Source organism: Methylophilaceae bacterium (assembly GCA_018398995.1).
Classification (GTDB): domain Bacteria; phylum Pseudomonadota; class Gammaproteobacteria; order Burkholderiales; family Methylophilaceae.
The window spans coordinates 1639402-1661568 of record CP073759.1; the positions used below are offsets into that span (position 1 = coordinate 1639402).

The 22167-nt window shown below is 40.7% G+C and carries 8 protein-coding genes and 3 pseudogenes; 8 read left to right on the top strand and 3 right to left on the bottom strand.

Annotation, left to right across the window (positions count from 1 at the left end; all coding sequences use genetic code 11):
* Positions 1-3: 3 nt before the first annotated feature.
* Genes KFB94_08375 through KFB94_08390 form a run of 4 tightly spaced genes read left to right on the top strand, consistent with a single transcriptional unit; the run spans position 4 to position 3444 of the window.
* Complete coding sequence (locus KFB94_08375; GenBank protein QVL45263.1) at positions 4-2010, top strand: type II secretion system protein GspD; 2007 nt, start codon at positions 4-6, stop codon at positions 2008-2010.
* A gap of 4 nt (positions 2011-2014) precedes the next feature.
* Complete coding sequence (locus KFB94_08380) at positions 2015-2527, top strand: type II secretion system protein (GenBank protein ID QVL45264.1); 513 nt, start codon at positions 2015-2017, stop codon at positions 2525-2527.
* Positions 2514-2906 (top strand): prepilin-type N-terminal cleavage/methylation domain-containing protein, encoded by a 393-nt coding sequence (locus KFB94_08385; GenBank protein ID QVL45265.1) that lies wholly within the window; start codon positions 2514-2516, stop codon positions 2904-2906. The genes KFB94_08380 and KFB94_08385 overlap by 14 nt, the downstream gene beginning before the upstream one ends.
* 52 nt (positions 2907-2958) lie before the next feature.
* Complete coding sequence (locus KFB94_08390; GenBank protein QVL45266.1) at positions 2959-3444, top strand: type II secretion system protein; 486 nt, start codon at positions 2959-2961, stop codon at positions 3442-3444.
* A 38-nt stretch (positions 3445-3482) separates the two neighbouring features.
* Here the strand turns inward: KFB94_08390 and KFB94_08395 are convergent, their stop codons facing one another.
* Positions 3483-4088, bottom strand: coding sequence for a lytic transglycosylase domain-containing protein (locus KFB94_08395; GenBank protein ID QVL45267.1), 606 nt, complete (start codon positions 4086-4088; stop codon positions 3483-3485).
* Between the two features lie 351 nt (positions 4089-4439).
* Between KFB94_08395 and KFB94_08400 the strand changes: the two genes are divergently transcribed.
* Positions 4440-5255 (top strand): helix-turn-helix transcriptional regulator, encoded by an 816-nt coding sequence (locus KFB94_08400; protein ID QVL45268.1) that lies wholly within the window; start codon positions 4440-4442, stop codon positions 5253-5255.
* A 384-nt stretch (positions 5256-5639) separates the two neighbouring features.
* On the opposite strand, the pseudogene KFB94_08405 reads toward KFB94_08400, so the two are convergent.
* Positions 5640-6757, bottom strand: a pseudogene (locus KFB94_08405) (IS3 family transposase).
* A gap of 716 nt (positions 6758-7473) precedes the next feature.
* Between KFB94_08405 and KFB94_08410 the strand changes: the two are divergent.
* The 3 genes and pseudogenes from KFB94_08410 (at position 7474) to KFB94_08420 (ending at position 21826) form a co-directional block, all read left to right on the top strand.
* Complete coding sequence (locus tag KFB94_08410) at positions 7474-9129, top strand: ShlB/FhaC/HecB family hemolysin secretion/activation protein (GenBank protein ID QVL46638.1); 1656 nt, start codon at positions 7474-7476, stop codon at positions 9127-9129.
* Positions 9130-9199: 70 nt separating this feature from the next.
* Complete coding sequence (locus tag KFB94_08415; GenBank protein ID QVL45269.1) at positions 9200-19261, top strand: filamentous hemagglutinin family protein; 10062 nt, start codon at positions 9200-9202, stop codon at positions 19259-19261.
* Between the two features lie 457 nt (positions 19262-19718).
* Positions 19719-21826, top strand: a pseudogene (locus KFB94_08420) (type II secretion system protein GspD).
* A gap of 55 nt (positions 21827-21881) precedes the next feature.
* Here the strand turns inward: KFB94_08420 and KFB94_08425 are convergent.
* Positions 21882-22109 (bottom strand): annotated as a pseudogene (locus KFB94_08425) (transposase).
* Positions 22110-22167: the final 58 nt, after the last annotated feature.

Below are 22167 nucleotides of genomic sequence, written 5' to 3' on the forward strand. Positions count from 1 at the left end.
GTTATGATGACTTATATGACCGGATGCGCAACTTTTCCTTGGCCAAGTAAAAAGCAATCAGGTTCTCCAGAGCAACGTGTTCAAAAAGCCCAAGCGCAGTGGAATAAAGATACGGATAATACAGATTATCGGAAAACACTACGACTAGAAAAAGAGTCAGCTATTGAGGAGTTGCTGACACTGGCGGAGCAAGCCCGGCTATCTGGAAACCATGATCAAGCGATTGTTTATTATGATCGATTACTGGTATTAGACCCAGCTCACGGTCAAGCGAGGCAACTTAAATTAGCGGTCATGCAGGAAACAGAGCGTTTATACAAACTCAAACAGGCGCAAATCATGTATCAAGAAAAACAATATACCAAGGCAAATGAATTGGTACGCGAAATCCTTATCGAGGCACCTGATATGACCGAGGCGTTGAGTTTACAAACAAAGATCAATGCAGACTCACAACAAACCAAGGTGAAAGCACCACAATTAAAGCCTAGCTCAGACAAACCAATTACGCTTGAGCTTAGAGATGCCAATATCAAAGTGGTATTCGAAGCATTATCTCGCGCAACAGGTATTAATTTTGTTCTAGACAAAGATATTAAACCAGATACCAAGGTCACCATTTTTATCAAAAAGATGCTGATAGAGGATGCAATCGATATGGTACTTGCCAGTAATGGCTTGGAGAAAAAAGCCCTTTCATCAAATAGCCTTTTGGTATTTCCAAATACACCGCAAAAGTTAAAAGATTATCAAGATTTGATCATACGCAGTTTTTTTCTTACGAACACAACAGCCAAGCAAGTTTCAGCGATGTTGAAAACCATGCTTAAAACCAAAGATATTTTTATCGATGAGCGATTGAATATGGTAGTAATGCGGGATACACCAGATATTATTAAAATCGCTGAAAAATTGGTACAGGCAAATGATATGGCAGATCCAGAGGTGATGCTGGATATCGAAGTGCTAGAAGTCAGTCGTACCCGTTTGCAAGAGCTAGGCATTATCTATCCCAATCAGCTAGCAGTTATCGGAGCTAACACAGGATTAACGCTAGAGGCACTCAGAAATGTGACCTCTGCAAATGTAGGTGTAAGGCCAAATCCTGCAGTCAATTTTAATAAAACGACAGGCGATGTTAATTTACTATCAAATCCAAGAATACGAGTTAAAAATAATGAAAAAGCGCAAGTATTAGTTGGTGATAAAGTACCTATTATTACTACCACTTCAACCGCTAACGTAGGTGTTGCAGAAAATGTTACCTATGTGGATGTTGGACTGAAACTCGATGTTGAACCCAGAATTAATTTAGATAATTTTGTGAATATTAAAGTTGGGCTAGAGGTGAGTTCTTTGGGGGATAAAACCATTACCAGGAACGGTGCGGAGGTGTTCACCATCGGTACAAGGAATGCAAACACAGTGCTTAGGCTCAAACATGGTGAAACCCAAATTCTTGCTGGCTTGATTCTTGATGACGAGCGCAAGTCTACCGCACGGCTACCAGGTTTGGGAGACATTCCTTTATTAGGACGTTTATTTTCTAACCAAGAAGATCGAAAAAGTAAAACTGAGATCGTATTGGCAATTACCCCGCGTATTCTTAGCAATATCCAGTTACCCAAGGCAGATATTGCTGAATATTGGTCTGGTACAGAAAATTTAATTTTAGATCGTCCTAAAATTAGCATTCCAATCACTAATATAGCACCTCGATTAACTATTGATCGCTTACTCAGAACACAAGACGACCAAATCGACATGCCGACTCCAGATGGCAAGACAGTGCTACCTACGTCACAACCGTTTGCAAACGACACTAATAACGCACCCCAGAGCGATAATAATACAGCCAAGGATCTCTCTGCTGCATCAACTTTAGGAAATGAGAAGCCTGTTGTCAACAATCAAGAGACTTCCTCCAGTGCCACCTCGTCAACTATGTCTATTGATGAAAGGCGAGCGAGAGTATTAGAGGCTATCAAGCAGGAAATAGAAGCAAGGTAAAGAGATGCGGCAAACGTCTATTCTTAGTAATGCTTTACTGAAGCCGTCTCAGCGAGGGTTTACCATCATCGAGCTAATGGTGACATTGACTATTTTAGCTATATTAGCCAGTGTGACCATGCCACTATTAAAACTTACCTTGCAACGTAACAAAGAGGTAACACTAACGCAAAATCTGATGCAATTACGAGACGCGATTGATGATTATAAGCAAGCTGCAGATGATGGACGTATAAAAAAAGAGTTAGACCAATCTGGCTACCCGCCAAATTTAGCGGTTTTAGTGACAGGAGTCGAAGATATTAAAGACCCAAAAAAACGGATTATTAAATTTTTAAGACGCATTCCGAAAGATCCAATGCGCAATCAAGATGAACAAAGACCATTCGAGCATGACTGGGGATTACGTAGTTATCACAGTGAAGCAGATAACCCGCAATATGACGATGATGTTTATGATGTATATTCATTGAGCCCGCTCACAGGAATTAATGGAGTGCCTTATGCGCAGTGGTAATTTTTCCTGTCTTTTTAAAGGGTTTACTTTAATTGAACTATTGGTAGTGCTCACCATAGTGGCTCTTTTGTTATCGTTGGTCAGTCCCAAATATTTTAATCATATTGATCGAGCCAAAGAAACAGCTTTAAAGCAAGATCTCCATTTTATGCGTGTTGCCATCGACCAATATTTTGGCGATCATGGCATCTATCCTGAGAGTTTAGAAAAGCTTGTAGAACTCGCTTATCTCGATAAAGTACCAGTAGATCCGATCACAGAAAGTGCAGAAACTTGGATAATTACGCCACCCGAACCGCCCCTGGAAGGTGAAGTTTATGATGTAAACAGTGGGTCCGAAGGCTTTGCAAAAGATGGAACGATTTATAACAGTTGGTAGTTACATTTAGCAGGCGGTTTCGTCCGATCAATTGCCGCAGAAAAATAGACTTATGCTTATCAAAGATTACAATCCTGGTACTCATCGACAATTTGGCTTTAGTTATATGGGCATATTAGTGCTGATGGTCATTGCAGGCATTAGTATGGCTGGCGCTGGCTTAATGTGGCATATTCAGCTGCAACGTGCAAAAGAACAACAATTATTATTTACAGGCAATGCTATTCGCAAAGCGATTGGAAGTTATTATGCCGCTAACCCAACAGGATTGGGAGAATATCCGTCCTCATTAAAAGCGTTATTATTAGATAAAAGGCAACTCTCCCTTAAACGCCATCTTCGTCAGCTTTATCTAGATCCAATGGGTAAACAGCAAGAATGGGCGCTAATAATGCAAAATGATAGGGTGATTGGTGTTTACTCTCAATCTACACTCGCGCCGATTAAAGTGTCTGGCTTTCCCGCAGTCTACGAAGATTTCAGTAATGCTAAAACCTACCAAGATTGGAAGTTTGTTTATATTCCTGGAATAGAATAAGCTTTTTTGCTTAACGAACAACATGAAGTGCTAGTTGATTAATCATACACAGTATAAGCCTTGAAATGGTAGTACACCCTCCGTACATACCGCTGAGTTTCTTCATAAGGTGGGACACGATTTTGGTATTTTTTAACAGCACTGGGTCCAGCATTATAAGCCGCAAGCGCTAATGTTAAATTCCCGTCAAAATCGTTGAGTAACCTTTTTAAATAAGTCGCACCAGCGAGGATTTGTCTATCTGCAGCGTCGAGAGGTCCCACATTTAACGCACGCCCTGTGGCAGGCATTAACTGCATTAAACCAAATGCACCTTTCGGGGAAACAGCATTCAGTTTGTGTCCAGATTCTGTAGCAATGACCGCATGTAATAAAGCTGGGGTGAGCGCTGTTTGGCGCGCTGCAGCTACAACTTCATGCTGAAATGGCAAATCCTGCATACGCTTCTTAGTTGATGCTTTAATCAAGGTTGCCGCATTGTTATTATCTGCGTAAATCGCTAGGCCGTCAGCATCTTCATCATAACCATTTTGAATAATGATTTCGTCTGCTTCTTCCTTCACTAAGGCAAGTTGTGACTGTGCAGCCTTGCAAACAGGTGATTGGACTAAGAGAAAGAATAACAAAAAAGCGAACGATTTCATTGTAACGCCATGGTGACATATTATTGTGACAAGCATAAGACAGCAAAATTTTCCAATTTATTACAGAATTAATATCAATCAATTATATATATAACCAATTGATTTAATATGAATAGTATTCTTATTTAAGTCAGGGCTTAGTAAAATTAAACGTACTATTCTTGAGTAAATCATAAGCCAAAATAATCAGTCATTTTCACAACAATGTCATGGAGATCATACACAATCAAAAATTCATATATTGTAGTAATGAAATAATCGTTAAAAACATTAATTCTTTATTCACAGCGTTTGAGTTATTGGCGATGCTAAGTCATCGTTTTGAGAACTTTTTGAGAGTTTTGGTACTTTATGACTATTTTAATAGAGTCTGATTTAAGCGAAGAGCAACGTATTATCTTTATGGAGGTTATTACTGACTCGTTACGTGTTACTTACAAAAAAGATTTATTCAATTGGTTGCAACATGGTTTTCAATACCTGATTGCCCATGATGTTTTTTTCTATGGCGTGTGCTCACTTGAAAGTGAGCAATTCGAGTTTGAGTATCTCACTACTACTCTCCACTTTTCAGATCAGCAGTTTCAAGCTATAACTCAAAAAGACACTGGCCTTATCCATCAGGCTTTTAAACACTGGCAAACCAATAATTTACCTGTGTTCGTCAGCACAGATTTGCCGAGCAAACAACATGCTAATTACAATGTACTCAATATCAGTCTAAGTGATATGCAACCCACAGAGCTTAATCAGTTTGTTGTACATGGTTTTGGCGATATGCGTACTCGTATCAGCACCATGGTGATGCTAGGGCGCATGAATGCACCAATCAATGAGTTAACAGCATACCTGCTTGAGCTTCTTATGCCGCATGTGCATTGTGCATTGGTTAAAGTGCATGCCAACCGCGCTGTCATGCAATCGTTTGTGAATAAAGACGCCATATTAAAAGCCATTACTAAACGTGAGGCAGAAGTGTTGCAGTGGTTACATATGGGCAAAACCAATTGGGAAATTTCAACAATTTTAGATATTAGCCCCACGACTGTTAAAAACCATGTGCAAAATATCATTCGTAAACTCGGCGTTGAGAACAGAGGTCAAGCCGCCACTAAAGCTGTGCGATTGGGCTTAATCACACCTAATCAATTTAGGGAATATAACTAATTGATGCCTATAAAAAGCTTAACTTTTATCTGGACCTAGTCAATTAAATGAACAGACATCTGTCGTTTTATTGTAATATGAAGTATTATAATCTGCTGGGCTAAGCAAGTTTTTGGTTCACTCTCTACGGTAAAGATCATACAACACTTAATGTATTCAAATATTGTTTATTGCGCCCCTGCCTAGTTAAAAAACGATTCCCAAAAACGGCCTGCATATTCAAGGTTGCAAAGAAGCTTTTTGCTATTTCGTTATCCCAACAATTACCGCGACGACCCATGCTTTGTGTTAGCTGGTTGTTTGATAAGTGCGCGGTAATCTTTCGACGCATATATAACCTCTTGATCTGAATGTACCATCAAATCCTCTGGTTTGCCATGTGTGAGTATGCCGACGTTTTGGATCATAAAACATTTCGATGTAATTATAGATGTCAGCTTTCGCTGCATCCCTATCTTTATAGCATTTACGTCTAATTTTTTCCTTTTTAAGATTACTAAAAAAGCTCTCTGCAACAGCATTATGCGAGCTTTGCACTTCGTGCAAATGCCTGCTAAAGGCGAATTCCCAGCAGTTCCCTCGACGACTCATGCTTGGTTCTATGTTGAGTTGTTTTAGTAGCCTCGCAAAGCTGCGACTGTTGTATTGTGAACCTTGGTCAGAATGTAGCTTCACCAGAGTCTTTGGTCTGCGTCGCCAATACGCCATTGTCAATGCATCTAATACCAAGTCGTCTCTCATGCGATGATTCATTGACCACCCAACAATATTACGCGCATATAAGTCCATTACCACTGCTAGAAACAAAAAGCCCTCTTGTGTATGGATGTAAGTGATATCACTCACCCACCATTGGTTAGGCTCGTCCACGATAAAAGCGCGGTTTAAGTGATTAGCAGCCGCAGTGATCATTGAGCCGCTGTAATACCCTCGTGGCTTACGATATCCACGTTGTGCTTTAAGCCTTTCTTGTTGCATTAAACGTAATACTCGGTCTCGGCCGCAGGTAATCTTTGCTTGTTGTAAATCCAGATGGATATTACGATAACCATAGTGACCACCGCTCTCAAGCCAAAACTGTTTGATGTGACGTAATAAATGCTGGTCTTCTTTTGTTCGTAAACTTAAAGGGGATTTTAACCAGGCATAGTAACCACTAGGATGAATGTCTAATGCAGAACACAGCAACCTAACAGGATAGGCATTGCTACGAGCTTTTATGAACGCGTAGCGTTCTTTGACTCGTTTGCAAAGAACACTGCGGCCTCCTTTAATATATCCCTTTCTTGTTGAACTCGCTTGAGCTCACGTTTTAATCGAGCTACTTCCACCTGCAGATCTGGTTCCGATTCGCGGTCTTTGGGTGGCTTGGAAAACGCTTGCTTCCATTTATAGAGGCTCTTGGTGCTGACGCCCAGCCTATTGGAAACTTCAGCTATGTCATAGCTGTGTTTGATAATTTGATTGACTGCTTCTTGTTTAAATTCGTCTGTGTAACGAATGCCTTTTGCCTTGATTCTTCCTTTTTATGTCTAGAGTAATTTGTAACATAAAAAGTGTCTACTGTTCTCAGGCCGTACCGGTAACATGTGGCATTCAAGCATGGTTATCAGCACTATATTAAAACTGACAACGGATCAGAGTTTATCTCCTAAGTTTTAGATGAATGGGCTTGTGAAAGCCAAGTGACCATAGACTTATCAATACCAGGTAAGCCAACTGAGAATGCGTTTATCGAATCATCTAATGCGTCGCCTGAGGCAAGAGTCTTTAAATAGCCATTGATAAATATCCATTGGATTTTATCGCTAGATGATGCAAAATTCAAAATTGAAGCATGGCGAAGGGATTAAACGAGAGTCTTCCCCATTCATCATTGGATTGAATGACACCTTATGAGTAGGCTCAAAAATATTAGGAGTCTTCCTAAAATGCTCATGCTATTAAGGCACAAATTTCTATTTAAGAATATCTCGGCTATTTGTACAGGGTCAATATAACATTTCATCTAAAGTTATATTAAATCTTTAGATGGATTGCTTCTTTAATTTTTTGACTAGGCCCACAACGTAAAAAAACAAAACGGACTAGTGTACTTCATATGGATGTCATAATTTTTTCAGATAATAAAAAATCTTTATACTATTAGATAAATTTAATGTTGTTTTTTATAAACCAATACCAAAGCGTGTTACGTTTTTATCTAGTCATTCTATGTATGGTTGTATTTGCTGGTTATGCCGCTGCCCAGCCAGATACTCCGTTACTTGATATAACAACAGCAGAAACTGATTCAACGTCAGGTGATTTAGTTACTGAAGAAATGGTGAAAGACGCCACCTCGCCAGGCGATGAAGCGCCACCAGAAGCTGCCTTTAGTTTTGATGTGTTTGAATATTTGATTGATGGGAATACCGTATTAGAGAATATCCATATTGAAAAAGCGGTGTATCCATTTTTGGGGGAAGCCAAAACTATACAAGATGTTGAGCAGGCACGGTCTGCTTTGGAGCAGGCCTATCAGAATATGGGGTATCTCACAGTGAGTGTGAGTATTCCTGAACAAGATGTGGATGATGGCTTGGTTCGACTGCTGGTCACTGAAGGTGTGGTAGAGCGTTTGCGAATAAAGGATGCAAAATATACCACCCATGCACTTTTAAAATCTCGCGTAAAAGAGTTTGAGGAAGGTAAAGTGCCACATTTTCCAACGGCACAGGCGCAGCTAGATACAGCAAACCGAAATCAAAACCGTCAAGTTGCACCAATTTTAAGGCCTGGTAAATCCCCCGGTAAAGTGGAAGTTGATTTGCAAGTGCAGGATAAGTTTCCGCTGCATGGTAGCCTAGAGTTAAACGATCGATTTGCACCAAGCACTACCAAAACGCGTTTAAATGGATCCATGCGCTATGAGAATTTGTGGCAAAAGGATCATAGCCTCGGCTTGTCATTTCAGGCTTCACCAGAAGACTTCAATGAAGTTAAAGTATTTTCTGGGACTTATGTAATTCCACGAAAAAATGGAGATTATTTTGCTATGTATGCTGTGATGTCTGAGAGTGATATTGCTGCGGTAGGCGATGTTAATGTGATTGGTAATGGACGTATTTCTGGTGTGCGTTATATCCATCCACTAAAAGGTTCTGAGCATTATTATCATAGCGTGACTCTGGGTGCTGACTATAAAGACTTTAAAGAAAGTGTCATTTTACTGGGTGCTGATACCACAATTAATTCTCCAGTGTCGTATTTGGGTTTTTCATTGGGTTATGACGGTACCATCCAGACTCCGGGTTACCAAACGCAGATGAATATCACGATGACAGCGGCACCAAGAGGTTTGGGCAATACTGAAAAAGAATTCAATAACCGGCGGCAGAATGCAACGCCTAATTTTGCTTATTTGCGTTCCGAAGTAAAACATTTGCAACGCCTGCCCTATGACTGGACCCTCCAAACCAGATTCTTGGGACAACTATCCAACACTGAGCTGATTGCACCAGAACAATTTGCTGTGGGTGGTGTGGATAGTGTGCGAGGCTACTTGGAATCTTCTAGTCTTGGTGACAACGGCATGCAGCTTGCTTTTGAACTGCGCACACCTCCCCTGAAGAAATATTTAAAAGAATATCGCTTTGCGGATTATGTAAAAGATTTTTACTTGTTTGGTTTTTATGATGCAGGGGTGGTCAAGATCTATAACTCCCCTAATGATCAATCTAGTGAGCATGTCACTTCAACAGGTTTGGGCTTTAAGTTAAAAGCAACCAGTGGTTTATTTGCTTATCTTGATTATGCTTATGCATTCAAAGACTCTATTCAAGTGGATGCTGGTGATGAACGCTTACACTTTAGATTAGGTTATGAGTGGTAAGTGAAGCGGAATAATGAAACTGTTCAATGTTCAGCTCTAGTAACTCAATTTTTGTAGAAAGAATGATGTAATGAACAAAAATCGTTATAAATTGGTGTTCAGTAAGCTTTTGAATATGCTGGTGCCCGTCTCTGAAGCGGCGAGTGGTGTTGCGGCCAAGAGTCAGCGTCGAGTGCGTGGTGCTACTTGGGCTGTATTTAAATTATTAATTGGAATGAGCATTGTGAATGCAGCGTGGGGCGACACCCCATTGCCTGCCGGGATAAGTATTCGCAGTATAGTGGGTGACTCTACCCGTGTTATCGCTTCCGATAACAATAAAATTCATTTTGAGCAGCTTGCGCCACGTGCGATAGTAGATTTTAATCGACTTAACCTTACTACAGGTCAGCAATTTAACGTGAATATGCAGGCCAATTGGTCCATGTTAAATCGTATTCATGATGTAAACCCCAGTATCATTAATGGGCTTGTGAACGCAGCAGGCAATTTATATTTTATCAATTCTAACGGCATTATTATCGGTCGTGACGCACAGTTTAACGTGGGCTCGTTGTATGCTGGCACACTGAATATTACCAATCAACTGTTTCAAGATGGGTTTATTAATGAACAGACTTTCACAAACCCATTTTCGCTGGTAGGCACAATAGACTTGACGCCAGAAGCGCGCCACCAAGTGGAAAACGCGGAAGTATTGGTACAGAGTGGTGCGCGTATTGATGCCGCTAACAGCGGAAAGGTGATGCTGTTTGCGCCTAATGTGAAGGTGGAAGAAAATGCGATTATTAATACGCCTGAAGGTCAAACTATCTTGGCAGCTGGGGAAAGAGTTTGGCTCAGAGGTTCTGCAGATCCAGCTGGTTTTTTAGTTGAGGTGGATGCTGGTGGTACTGCCACGAATCTAGGCCAATTAATTGCAGAACGAGGTAATGTCAGTATGATGGGGTTGGCTGTTAATCAGCTAGGTACAGTCTCTGCTAGCACCTCTGTCAGAGCCAATGGCTCTATTCGTTTAGTAGCGCAAGACCGAGTGAATGTGGTTGGTGTGAATGTCACAGGCTCGCGTAATGGAGTAGTTACGTTAGGCAAGGACAGTGTCACCGAGGTAAAACCAGAACTTAACGATAAAGAAGAAACCATCGTTTCGCAACCATTTAAAACATCCGAAGTATTGATTGAGGCGAGTATGATCAATATTGATGGCGCTATTAACGCGAAGGCGGGCAATGTCACTGCTAAAGCTGAGTTTGATGTTTCTCCATTAGTGGCGACACGGGGTGAAAGCGCATTTAATAACGGCGCTACACGTAGAATTATGCTGGGTAGTAATGCGAGCATTGATGTATCGGGAGTTGATGCGGTTGCACCTATGTCAAGAAACGAACTTGAAGTGCAATTGTTCTCAGATCAGCTTAAAGATGCGCCAATTTTAAGAGATAGTGATTTATTTAGAAGTACGGTATTTGTTGATGCCAGAAAAAGCACAAGCTTATTTGACATTCAACCTTTTTTAGATTTGAGACCAGCGACTATTGCAGAAAGAATGACTAACGCAGGCAGTGTAAATTTAGCGACTAATCAAGAATTAATCATTGGTCAAGGCTCCACGATTAACGTGTCGGGCGGTACAACAACGTATACAGCGGGAACAGTTCGAGAGTCGCAATTAAGCTTTAATGGTCAGTTAGTGCCAATTTCTGAAGCATTAGCTGGTATCCCATATACCAAGATAGCTGATAACTTTACCAGAACTGACCCACGCTGGGGCACTACAACCAATATTGTTATTGGTGGCTCGTCTTCATTCGTACCTGGTTACTTTGAGGGGGCAAATGCAGGTACTGTGAATTTAACCACTCCTATTGAGGTTGAGCGAACTAATGCATTGGTCTTGTCTGGAAACCTAATTGCTACGACACGTACAAGTAAAGAGCAACTCATTAATCAAACAAAACCACTTGGTGGCCAATTAATCGCTAGTTCGCGTAATTTAACGATTGATAGTGCGGTGATGAGTTTGTCAAGTCAATTTGATTTTACAGATGCTTTACTAAACGCAAATAACTTCCTATCGACAGTAAACGTGGATTTTTTGTCGAATGGATTTAATCGTATTGATTTAAGCAAAGTTGACCAAATCACGATTAATCAACAGTTAATTTTGGCGAGTCATGGGACCCTAAATATTGGGAATCCAACGGTTAATACCATTACGCATCTTAATGCCAATATCATCGCACCAAATTCGAACGTAAGTTTACAATCATTTGCAACGGAAGTTGCTGACAATGTCACGATCAGTACGGCAGGGCGGTTTACAAACGATAGACCAGGAGTCAGAGGTGCGCTTTCAACTACGGTAGCAAAAAATGGTGGCAATATATTATTGGGTAATACCACTTTTGGAGATAACGTCAGCTTAGATGCCTCAGCGGGTGCGGCAGTTAATTTTTTGGGTAATTTACAAACAGGCTTAGCGGGCAACATTACGTTCAGCACTTATGACACACTGCCAGATAATCTAAATCTTCGCTCCTTCGGTTTTAATAGAGGCGGTGAACTTTCTATTACGTTTGGTGATAATGCCTTCAAACGTAATTTATTTGTTGGGTCAAATCTTGCGCAAGAATCAGGTGGCATTGATTTGCAGAGTGATTTTTTCCGTGACGGTGGCTTTTCTAAATATCAATTGAAAGCCTTTAATGTCACGATTGGAGATAATCAAGCGCCAGATCAAACTTTGTATACAAGCATGAAAAACTGGCGCATGAATTCTGGCTTTTTGAATTTATCAGGCAGTCTGTCAATGCGTGATGTCGCAACACCTTTAACATTGCCTAGTTTTAGCCGTCAAGCAAGCTCGTTTTGGTTTGAGTCTCCTACTGATCCAACTGAAGGAAGTGTTGCAAATTTAGGCACTGTAAACCTTGCAGAAAATACAACATTACGCACCGATTTTGGGGGTAGTGTGACGATGCGCGCCGGCAAGCAAGTGAATGTATTGGGTGACATTAGCGCGCCCAGTGGGCAGATTGATTTAAGTATTAATGATAGAAATTCAGATATTGACGAATTACCAAACCAGATGGTCTTTATCGGAGAAAATGCAAATCTAAGTGCAAGAGGTGCTACTGTCACGCTCCCTGATTCACGACCCAACATTTTAAATAATAGAGTCTTATCTGCAGGGACTATATCAATCAATGCACGTCAAGCATCTTTGCTTAAAGGCGCTGTGGTGATGAAAGAAGGTGCAGTATTAGATGTTTCTGGGGTAAGTATCGCAAACGATACGAGAACGAGCCGTGGGATTGTCAGAGAAACACTGTTTGGTGATGCGGGGACGATCAATATAAATGGTACGGGTAGTTTGTTGCTTGATGGATCATTTGCGGCAAATGCAGCAGGAACTGGGCATGATGGTAGTTTAAATTTACTATTCAACCCATTTCCGTTTTCAGACCAGCAAGCTTTTCCTAACAATAGCGGCCAATTTTTGGTTACGCAACAAAAACAACTAAGTGCAGAAAACTTGAATGTTGGTGATGTACTAAAAAATAATCTACTCCCTATTACTGTTGAAGCGACGCAAAGATTAAAAGCGCAAATATCCGTTGATCAAATCGAAGATGCTGGATTCGCGAATGTAGCTGTAGGTAATTATTTAGATATACCAGGTCCATCAAGTCGATTGGTATTATCAGAAGATGTTTCGTTAAATATTGGTGGTAATTTACATATTGATAGTCCAGTGACACAGGTAAGTAATCAAGGAAACGTAAGCCTTACCGCTGGTCACATAACGTTACGCAGCCCTAATCAATCCATCAATCAATCATCACTCAACAATGCAAACGATTTGGCTGGTAGCGGCACGCTCACCTTAAATGCAAACCAAATTTATCTTGATGGCGTTACTACGCTAGGGCGCATTAATCAAGCTAATATAAATAGCCAATTTGATATTAGCGGCCAAGGCGTACGAAGTGCTGTGCAGTTAGGTAACATTGCCACAGATGGCGGCTTATTGAGTCATGGGGAAATTAATTTAACTGCGAGACAAATTTATCCTGAATCTGGCGGCCGTCTAAACTTTCGTGCGTTAGGTACAAGTAGCCAAATTAATGTCAATGCAAGCCAGCAAGCCGCCCAGCCAATATTATCGGCAGGGGGTGTGCTGAATTTACAAGCAAGTACTATTCAACAAAATGGCGTGCTTAGTGCGCCCTTCGGCGTGATTAACTTCATTGGCGATGAAGTCAGTTTAGGTTCTAATAGTGTTACTTCTGTATCTGCGAATAACGCCATTATTCCGTTTGGTGTCACCACAACTGCTGGAGAAGTTTTTAATCCCTCACAAGGGCGTACGCGGCCCTTAATTGCGAGTGAGATTAATCTACAAGCAAAAAATATTGATTTGCAGGCGGGTGCTTCACTTGATTTATCCGCTGGTGGAGACATGTTTGCATTTGAATGGATTCCAGGCTTAGGTGGCAGTACAGACATCTTAGCGCAACCCAATACGTTTGCTGTGATTCCGAACTTTAATCAAGTTTTCGCACCAAGAGATTTAAATATGTCGCAGAGCTCCGCACCCACAATGGTCGGAAAAACAGTATTTTTATCCGGTGGCAATGGTTTGGCTTCTGGTGAGTACACACTTTTACCAGCCCGCTACGCGCTAGTACCGGGGGCTTTTGTGGTGCAATTAAAACCAACGAATACCTTATTACCAGGCCAAACGCTGTCGCAACCAGATGGCAGTATATTGACTACGGGTGTTTTTGGTGACTTTTCTGCGGGTGCTAGAGATGCACAATTCTCCACGTTTAGCGTATTTAGTGGGGCATTATTCCGTCCAGCTGCGGGTGAGATACTAAAAGCGCCGTCTCAATATGCGCTAACTAGTGCAAGCACGTTCTTTACAGATCCTGCAAAAACAGAGGTTAGCGCGTTCTTTACACCAAAAGATGTGGCTAAACTAAGTCTAAACGCATCTCAACTTAGCCTAGAAGCTAATGTTATTGCCAATACCACACAAGGTGGTCGGGGTTTATTGGTAGATATTGGCGCAAATAATATTCGTGTTGTTAACAATAAAGATAATACGGATAGTCAATCCCTGCAAATACAAACATCCGAACTTAATCAATTAGGGGCACAAAGCATATTGCTTGGCGGCACACGCAGTACTAATCAACAGGGTCAAGTACAAATTAATACAGTGGCCAACACTGTCAGCATAGAAAATGACGCTGATCAAGTGATTAACAACCCAGAGTTGATTGCAACGGCTAGTGATCGAATTACCGTGGCAGATGGCGCAGTTATCAATACTGGAGAAGTACTTGCAAATGCCCCAACTTCTAACTTATTAGCTAGCGGAGATGGTGCTCTACTAGCACTTTCTTCAACGCAAAAAATAAGTTACAACCGTGAAAATGCATCGCCAAATTCGGTGAGTGGTGAGTTGTTCATCGGAAATCAGAGTAGTTTATTTGTTGGCGTTAGTGCAATTTTAGATGCTACCAATAATGTTAGTTTGAATGGACGACTCAATGCGCAAGAACAAGGGAGTGTAACGTTAGGGGCAAATCGTATTTTAGTGGGTGATGCGCCCAGCGATGTAAGAGGCTTAAACGTCAATAACGAAACGATTGCAACATTTGGTAATTTATCATCATTAACGTTAAATAGTTACAGTAATTTAGATACTTACGGAACTGTTAATTTAGGCGATCAGAATTTAAACTTGACAATTAACGCTGCCGGTATTGTAGGTAATGCGGGTGTTGCAAGTGGTGACGAAAATAGTGTTGTGATTACTGCAAATCAATTAACACTTAGAAATACGCAAAATGCGATATTAGAAAATCCTGATAATGCTGCTGCAAACTTAACCATAAACGCAAATACTATTCAGCTTGAAGGTAAAGCTAATCCAAATTTGGTTGCGGGAAATTTAGCCGACACAGATAAATTTAATATTCAAGGGTACAGTCAACTTAATCTCAATGCAGATGATATTCGCACTTCCCTAAATGGTGAAGCCAACTTTAATGTGCAAGATGTGAACATGACTGTCGGTAGGATTGGCGCTGAAGCAGGTACAGATTTTACCATACGCAGTGCTGGGCGATTGCAGACCACGCAAGCCATTACAACTATCGCGCTAGCAAATGATGTTTTAGCTGGCCGTTTAACAATGAACGCCGACAATTTGGTGATAGGCAGTCGCGTTGAGTCAGCATCGGGAACATTGACACTTCGTGCAAATAACGATTTGACATTGGCAGATGGAGCGAATGTCTCCGCTAGCTCACAAGCTATTACATTTGCAGATGTGGCTCGTGCGATGCCTGCTGGGCAAGTCAATTTGTTGTCTGAGAATGGTGATATTACCGTTGACCAAGGCGCAAAGGTGTCTGTGAATGGCTTAAGCGATGCGAATGCTGGACAGGTAAATATAAATGCAAGAAATGGTACATTAAATTTAGCAGGTCGTTTGGAAGGTTTAACCGCCGGCTCAGGTCAAGGAGCGAGTTTGAGTGTGGATGTAGCAGCTTTGCCAGACTTTAGTGCTGCAAATGCAAAAGGCATAGGTTTTAATGCCGCTCGTGAGTATCGTATACGCCAAGGCGACATTACTATTAGTGGAGTCGCTGAGGAGGCGTTATCGGCACAACAGATTCGAGTCACTGCTGATATGGGACAGATTAATGTTTCAGGTGAATTAAAGACCAACGGTACAAAAAACGGTAGTATTGGCTTGTTTGCTCAAAACGGTTTGACACTCGAAGAAACGGCGAGATTAGATGCCAGCAATTCATCAAAAGGTAGCAAAGGAGGCCGCATCGATTTGCATACCGCTAGTGGAACGCTTGAGCTACAACCTAACGCCGAGATTAATGTCAGTGGTGGTGAAGGCGGACGTGGAGGTGTGCTACACTTACGTACACCTAGAACAGGTCTTGGCTCAGGCAATGGTGTTGCAGTCAATCAATTGTCATCTAATATCGTAGGCTCAGAACAAACTGTAATAGAAGCTTTTAGAGTGTTTGATAATGTTAGCAGTGTTACAGCAGGCATTGGCACTGGTCCAGGGCTTGGCTTTGATACTGTGGCAAATGATGTGGCTAGCTTTATGGCTAATCGCAACCTGATTGAAACAGATCTTGGTAAATTAGGTGATCCAAGTTTTTTACTGCGAGCAGGCACTGAAATTCGTGCTAATAATAATTTAGTCATTGGTACTAATACAGTGGATTGGAATTTCTTTCCTACGGTTACTAATCGAACGCCTGCTGATGTTGGTGTGCTTACTTTACGCGCAAAAGGTAACATGCTTTTCAATGGTAGCTTGAGTGATGGATTTACTACCGCTAACCGAAACTTAATTTCTAATGAGACATCTGGTTTATTAACCGATCATACATGGTCTTACCGATTAGTCGCTGGTTCTGATGTCTTATCTGCTAATGTATTAAACACTGTTACTAGTGACGTAGTTAATGGTAGCACCATCACAGGCAATTTGATTGTAGGTAATGATAAGGTAATAAGAACTGGAACAGGGTTTATTGATATTGCAACTGGCGGCGATCTTAGATTAAGTAATCTTGGATCTGTAATTTATACAACAGGACGCCGATCTGATATATTACCTGAATTTTCATTGCCCGTAGTTCAAAACCCACTATACCTCTCAGATGGTGGCAATATCAGTATAAAGAGCCAAGGAAGCATAGTTGGTGCAGAAGCAAATAGTGATCGTAACATGGTGAATCAGTGGTTGTTTAGACAAGGTGGTGGAACTGCAAATCGTGATACTTCATGGTGGGTTCGTCCAGACCAGTTTAAACAAGGAGTAGCTACTCTGGGCGGGGGTAATATTAACGTCAAAGCTGGCAGAGATGTGCGTAATTTTTCCGCATCAACACCAACTACTGCTAGATTTGATAACTTTGATACTGGCAATGCTCTAGCAACCGGTAGTCAGATGGTCACGGGTGGCGGTGATCTCAGTATCCAAGCCGCTGGTAATATCGTCAACGGAACCTTCTTTGTAGCGCAAGGTGAAGGCAGACTTGAGGCTGGTGGTGCTATTGAGCCAGGTAGTGGTGGATTAGGAACAGTCCTAGCGCTTCAGGATGGTCGTTTTGATGTTTCTGCAAACGACAATGTTTATATATCAACGACTTTTAATCCGACCTTGGTAAATCAGTCCAGAACCAACACCAATCAATTTGACACTTCAGGATTAAATAGTAATTTTAATTCTTATGGAAATCGGGCTGCGGTATCAGTTTTAAGCAAAAGTGGGAATCTTGGGTATGGCACTGGGGATGATGTATTTAGTAGAATTAGCAGAAATACTTTATATACAAATAATGGGCTTGCTTTGTTTTTTGGCTATAACCCAAGTAAAATTGATTTAACTAGTTTCTCAGGTGATATTACGTTTGGCAATGCTGATAGTTTGAATAATTTAGTAATGCTTCCTACTAATGATGGACAGTTAAGTTTGTTAGCTGCTAATAATTTGACACTTGGTAATATCAAAATGTCAGATGCTGCACCTAGCATATTGCCAAGTATCAATACACCACTTAATTTAGAGTTTGTCAACGCATTTAATAGTTTAATAAACACCCACAGCTTAAATTTATTACATAAAGAAGACAACACACCTGCCCTGATAATTGCTGATAAAGGCAACATTCAGTCTAATAATCACCTGGTAACAATACCTAAATCCACCCGTGTGATTGCCGGTAAGGATATTACTGATATTAGTTTGGGGTTTCAAAATAATCGTTCCAGCGATGTTTCTCTCATCAAAGCAGGTCGCGATGTTAATACCCGAAACATTGCGATAGGTGGGCCAGGTGAGTTGTTGGTGCAAGCGGGTAGAAACATCGACTTAATTTATCCAGAAATTACAACTGTTAATAGTACGGGTAACGGAGGGACGCGTAATCCAAGATTTAGAAATACGTTTGCCGAGTTTGCTAATTCTGCTTTGCCTGCCAGTGGTGCTTCTATTACATTACAGGCAGGCTTGGGTGATGGGACGAATGTCACTAGTTTTATTAATCAATACATATTACCAACAGGCACAGGGCCAGCCATCATAGCAAATGATGCAGAGCGATTAGCGCAATATCGTCAAAAAACCGCAGAAGACCTGACTGGTTTTATGCGTCATTTTTTAGATGATCAAACTTTAGATCAGACGCAAGCCTTAAATTTATTCACTCAACAAAGCCTAGAAACGCAAACCATTTTTGCAAATCGACATCTAACCTCCGAATTGATTGCCTCAGGTCGAGATTTTGCTAAGACAGGTAATCATGAGCGTGGTAGCAGTGCTATCGAGGCGCTATTCCCTAATGCAACAGACGGTAGTGTCCTATTATTTAACAGTAAAGTATCTACTAATAGTGGTAGCAGTATTGATCTAATTGCGCCTAGCGGTTTAATTAACGTTGGAGTGCCTGGTCAAGGTGGAGATATTGGAGTTATAACTGAAAAAGGTGGCGCTATTCGTGGAATTGCTGAAGGTGACTTTCTCGTTAATCAATCTAAAGTCATTACGCAATTTGGTAGTGATATTGCGATATGGTCATCAGGTGGCACAATTGACGCTGGGCGTGGTTCGAAAACTGCTACTTCAATTCCTGAGCGCATTGTACAAACTGATGCATTTGGTAATACGATTGTTGAGGTGCGTGGCGTAGCTGCTGGTAGTGGTATTCGTGCGCAAAGCTATGATCCTGATGGCCCTAATGGACCATTAGAAGAGCCGTTAAAAGGCAATATATCATTGATTGCTCCAGTGGTTGATGCAGGAGAAGCTGGCATTGAGGCTGGCGACTTATTGATTGTGGCACCAGTAGTACTTAATGCCGCTAATATTCAAGTGCAAGGTGTGGCAGCAGGTGTTCCGATGGCCGCCAGCTCAAGTATTGCTGGGGTGTCCGCTGGCTTATCTCCTGATGCAGTAAACTCCGCTACAAAAGCAGTAGCGGACTCGGTTACACCATCGGCAGATAGTAGTCTACAAAAACCAAAATTACCCTCATTGATCACTGTTGATGTGATTAGTATGGGTGATGATAAAGAGTAATTTTGTAGTACTAAAAAAGTTTGGTCAGGCAGATTTTTTTTGGAAAATAAAGTTATATTAATATAACTTTAACATTCAACCATTAGTGTTTGAATAATAAAGTAATATAGTTCTATATATTTTTTTAAAATTTAAATATTCGATTATTATAAAAATGTATAGTTACGAACTAATTTAGGGCACTTAATACAAGGTGGTATTATTAACTTTGGACAAAGTTAATTTAATCAAGAGGCATCTACTCGATGTTGCTGTCAAACAAAGTGCTTCAAGAAGTCAAAACTTGAGAAGCAAAAAGGTACCAAACTAATAAATTTTTGCTAAATTAGTAACGATGACAGATCAATTATTCATGCAATTGAAAATATGAACCTCACTCATATATCACTCAAAAAAACCAATCAATTTTGAAGTATTATAAACAAATTAATATCATAGCAAGAAAATAGGAAAGCTGATGAAATTTAAACAATACCCATTTTTATTGCTTGGTTTAAAATCACAGGCGGCATTGTTGATCACCTTGACTTACCTAACTGGATGCACCAACTACCCTTGGCTTGTAAGACAAAAATCAGGTTCTCCAGAGCAACGTGTTCAAAAAGCCCAAGCGCAGTGGAATAAAGATACGGATAATACAGATTATCGGAAAACACTACGACTAGAAAAAGAGTCAGCTATTGAGGAGTTGCTGACACTGGCGGAGCAAGCCCGGCTATCTGGAAACCATGATCAAGCGATTGTTTATTATGATCGATTACTGGTATTAGACCCAGCTCACGGTCAAGCGAGGCAACTTAAATTAGCGGTCATGCAGGAAACAGAGCGTTTATACAAACTCAAACAGGCGCAAATCATGTATCAAGAAAAACAATATACCAAGGCAAATGAATTGGTACGCGAAATCCTTATCGAGGCACCTGATATGACCGAGGCGTTGAGTTTACAAACAAAGATCAATGCAGACTCACAACAAACCAAGGTGAAAGCACCACAATTAAAGCCTAGCTCAGACAAACCAATTACGCTTGAGCTTAGAGATGCCAATATCAAAGTGGTATTCGAAGCATTATCTCGCGCAACAGGTATTAATTTTGTTCTAGACAAAGATATTAAACCAGATACCAAGGTCACCATTTTTATCAAAAAGATGCTGATAGAGGATGCAATCGATATGGTACTTGCCAGTAATGGCTTGGAGAAAAAGCCCTTTCATCAAATAGCCTTTTGGTATTTCCAAATACACCGCAAAAGTTAAAAGATTATCAAGATTTGATCATACGCAGTTTTTTTCTTACGAACACAACAGCCAAGCAAGTTTCAGCGATGTTGAAAACCATGCTTAAAACCAAAGATATTTTTATCGATGAGCGATTGAATATGGTAGTAATGCGGGATACACCAGATATTATTAAAATCGCTGAAAAATTGGTACAGGCAAATGATATGGCAGATCCAGAGGTGATGCTGGATATCGAAGTGCTAGAAGTCAGTCGTACCCGTTTGCAAGAGCTAGGCATTATCTATCCCAATCAGCTAGCAGTTATCGGAGCTAACACAGGATTAACGCTAGAGGCACTCAGAAATGTGACCTCTGCAAATGTAGGTGTAAGGCCAAATCCTGCAGTCAATTTTAATAAAACGACAGGCGATGTTAATTTACTATCAAATCCAAGAATACGAGTTAAAAATAATGAAAAAGCGCAAGTATTAGTTGGTGATAAAGTACCTATTATTACTACCACTTCAACCGCTAACGTAGGTGTTGCAGAAAATGTTACCTATGTGGATGTTGGACTGAAACTCGATGTTGAACCCAGAATTAATTTAGATAATTTTGTGAATATTAAAGTTGGGCTAGAGGTGAGTTCTTTGGGGGATAAAACCATTACCAGGAACGGTGCGGAGGTGTTCACCATCGGTACAAGGAATGCAAACACAGTGCTTAGGCTCAAACATGGTGAAACCCAAATTCTTGCTGGCTTGATTCTTGATGACGAGCGCAAGTCTACCGCACGGCTACCAGGTTTGGGAGACATTCCTTTATTAGGACGTTTATTTTCTAACCAAGAAGATCGAAAAAGTAAAACTGAGATCGTATTGGCAATTACCCCGCGTATTCTTAGCAATATCCAGTTACCCAAGGCAGATATTGCTGAATATTGGTCTGGTACAGAAAATTTAATTTTAGATCAACCCAAAATTAGAATGCCCGCAAGTGGTTCCAGAACTAAATTATCAATAAGTCCATCTTCTTCAACATTAGTTGGTGATCAAACAGATTCGGCACCGTCATCTATTGATTTAAATTCATCTATTTCACAAGTGCCTGGTGTTAGCGGAAATGATTCGGTTCAGATTAATAGAAATGCAGACAATAATTCACCTGAAGAGGTATCACCTGGTAATATGCAACCCAATATCAATTTTCCAGATACAGCTGCTAATAATGCGGCATCTACTTCAGGAGGTTCTATAATTAAAGATAGTTCAGAAGTGATTAAGCGATCAAGAGAAATAATAGAAAACTTTAGATCGAATAATACTGCAGACCAAAATCAATAGTAATATCTAGCAACTGTTGAGAGGGTGTTCTAGATTTTGTGTAAATGTCGGTTGATTACTGCCGAGGCATCCGCTCCTCAAATTGAATAGTAAACCTATTTAATGCAGGTTTCCAATCCCGCAGTGGCATCGTCCATTTCTTGCTGATATTCATCAACGCTAAATAGAACAATTTAATTAACGCTTCTTCATTCGGAAATGAGCCTCGACTCTTAGTGACCTTGCGTAAACTCATATTCACAGACTCAATCGCATTGATGGTGTAAATGATGCTGCGTATCTCGGTGGCAAGCCCCTAGTATTCTAGACACTTAGTAGCGTTATAATTAACGCAACATAAA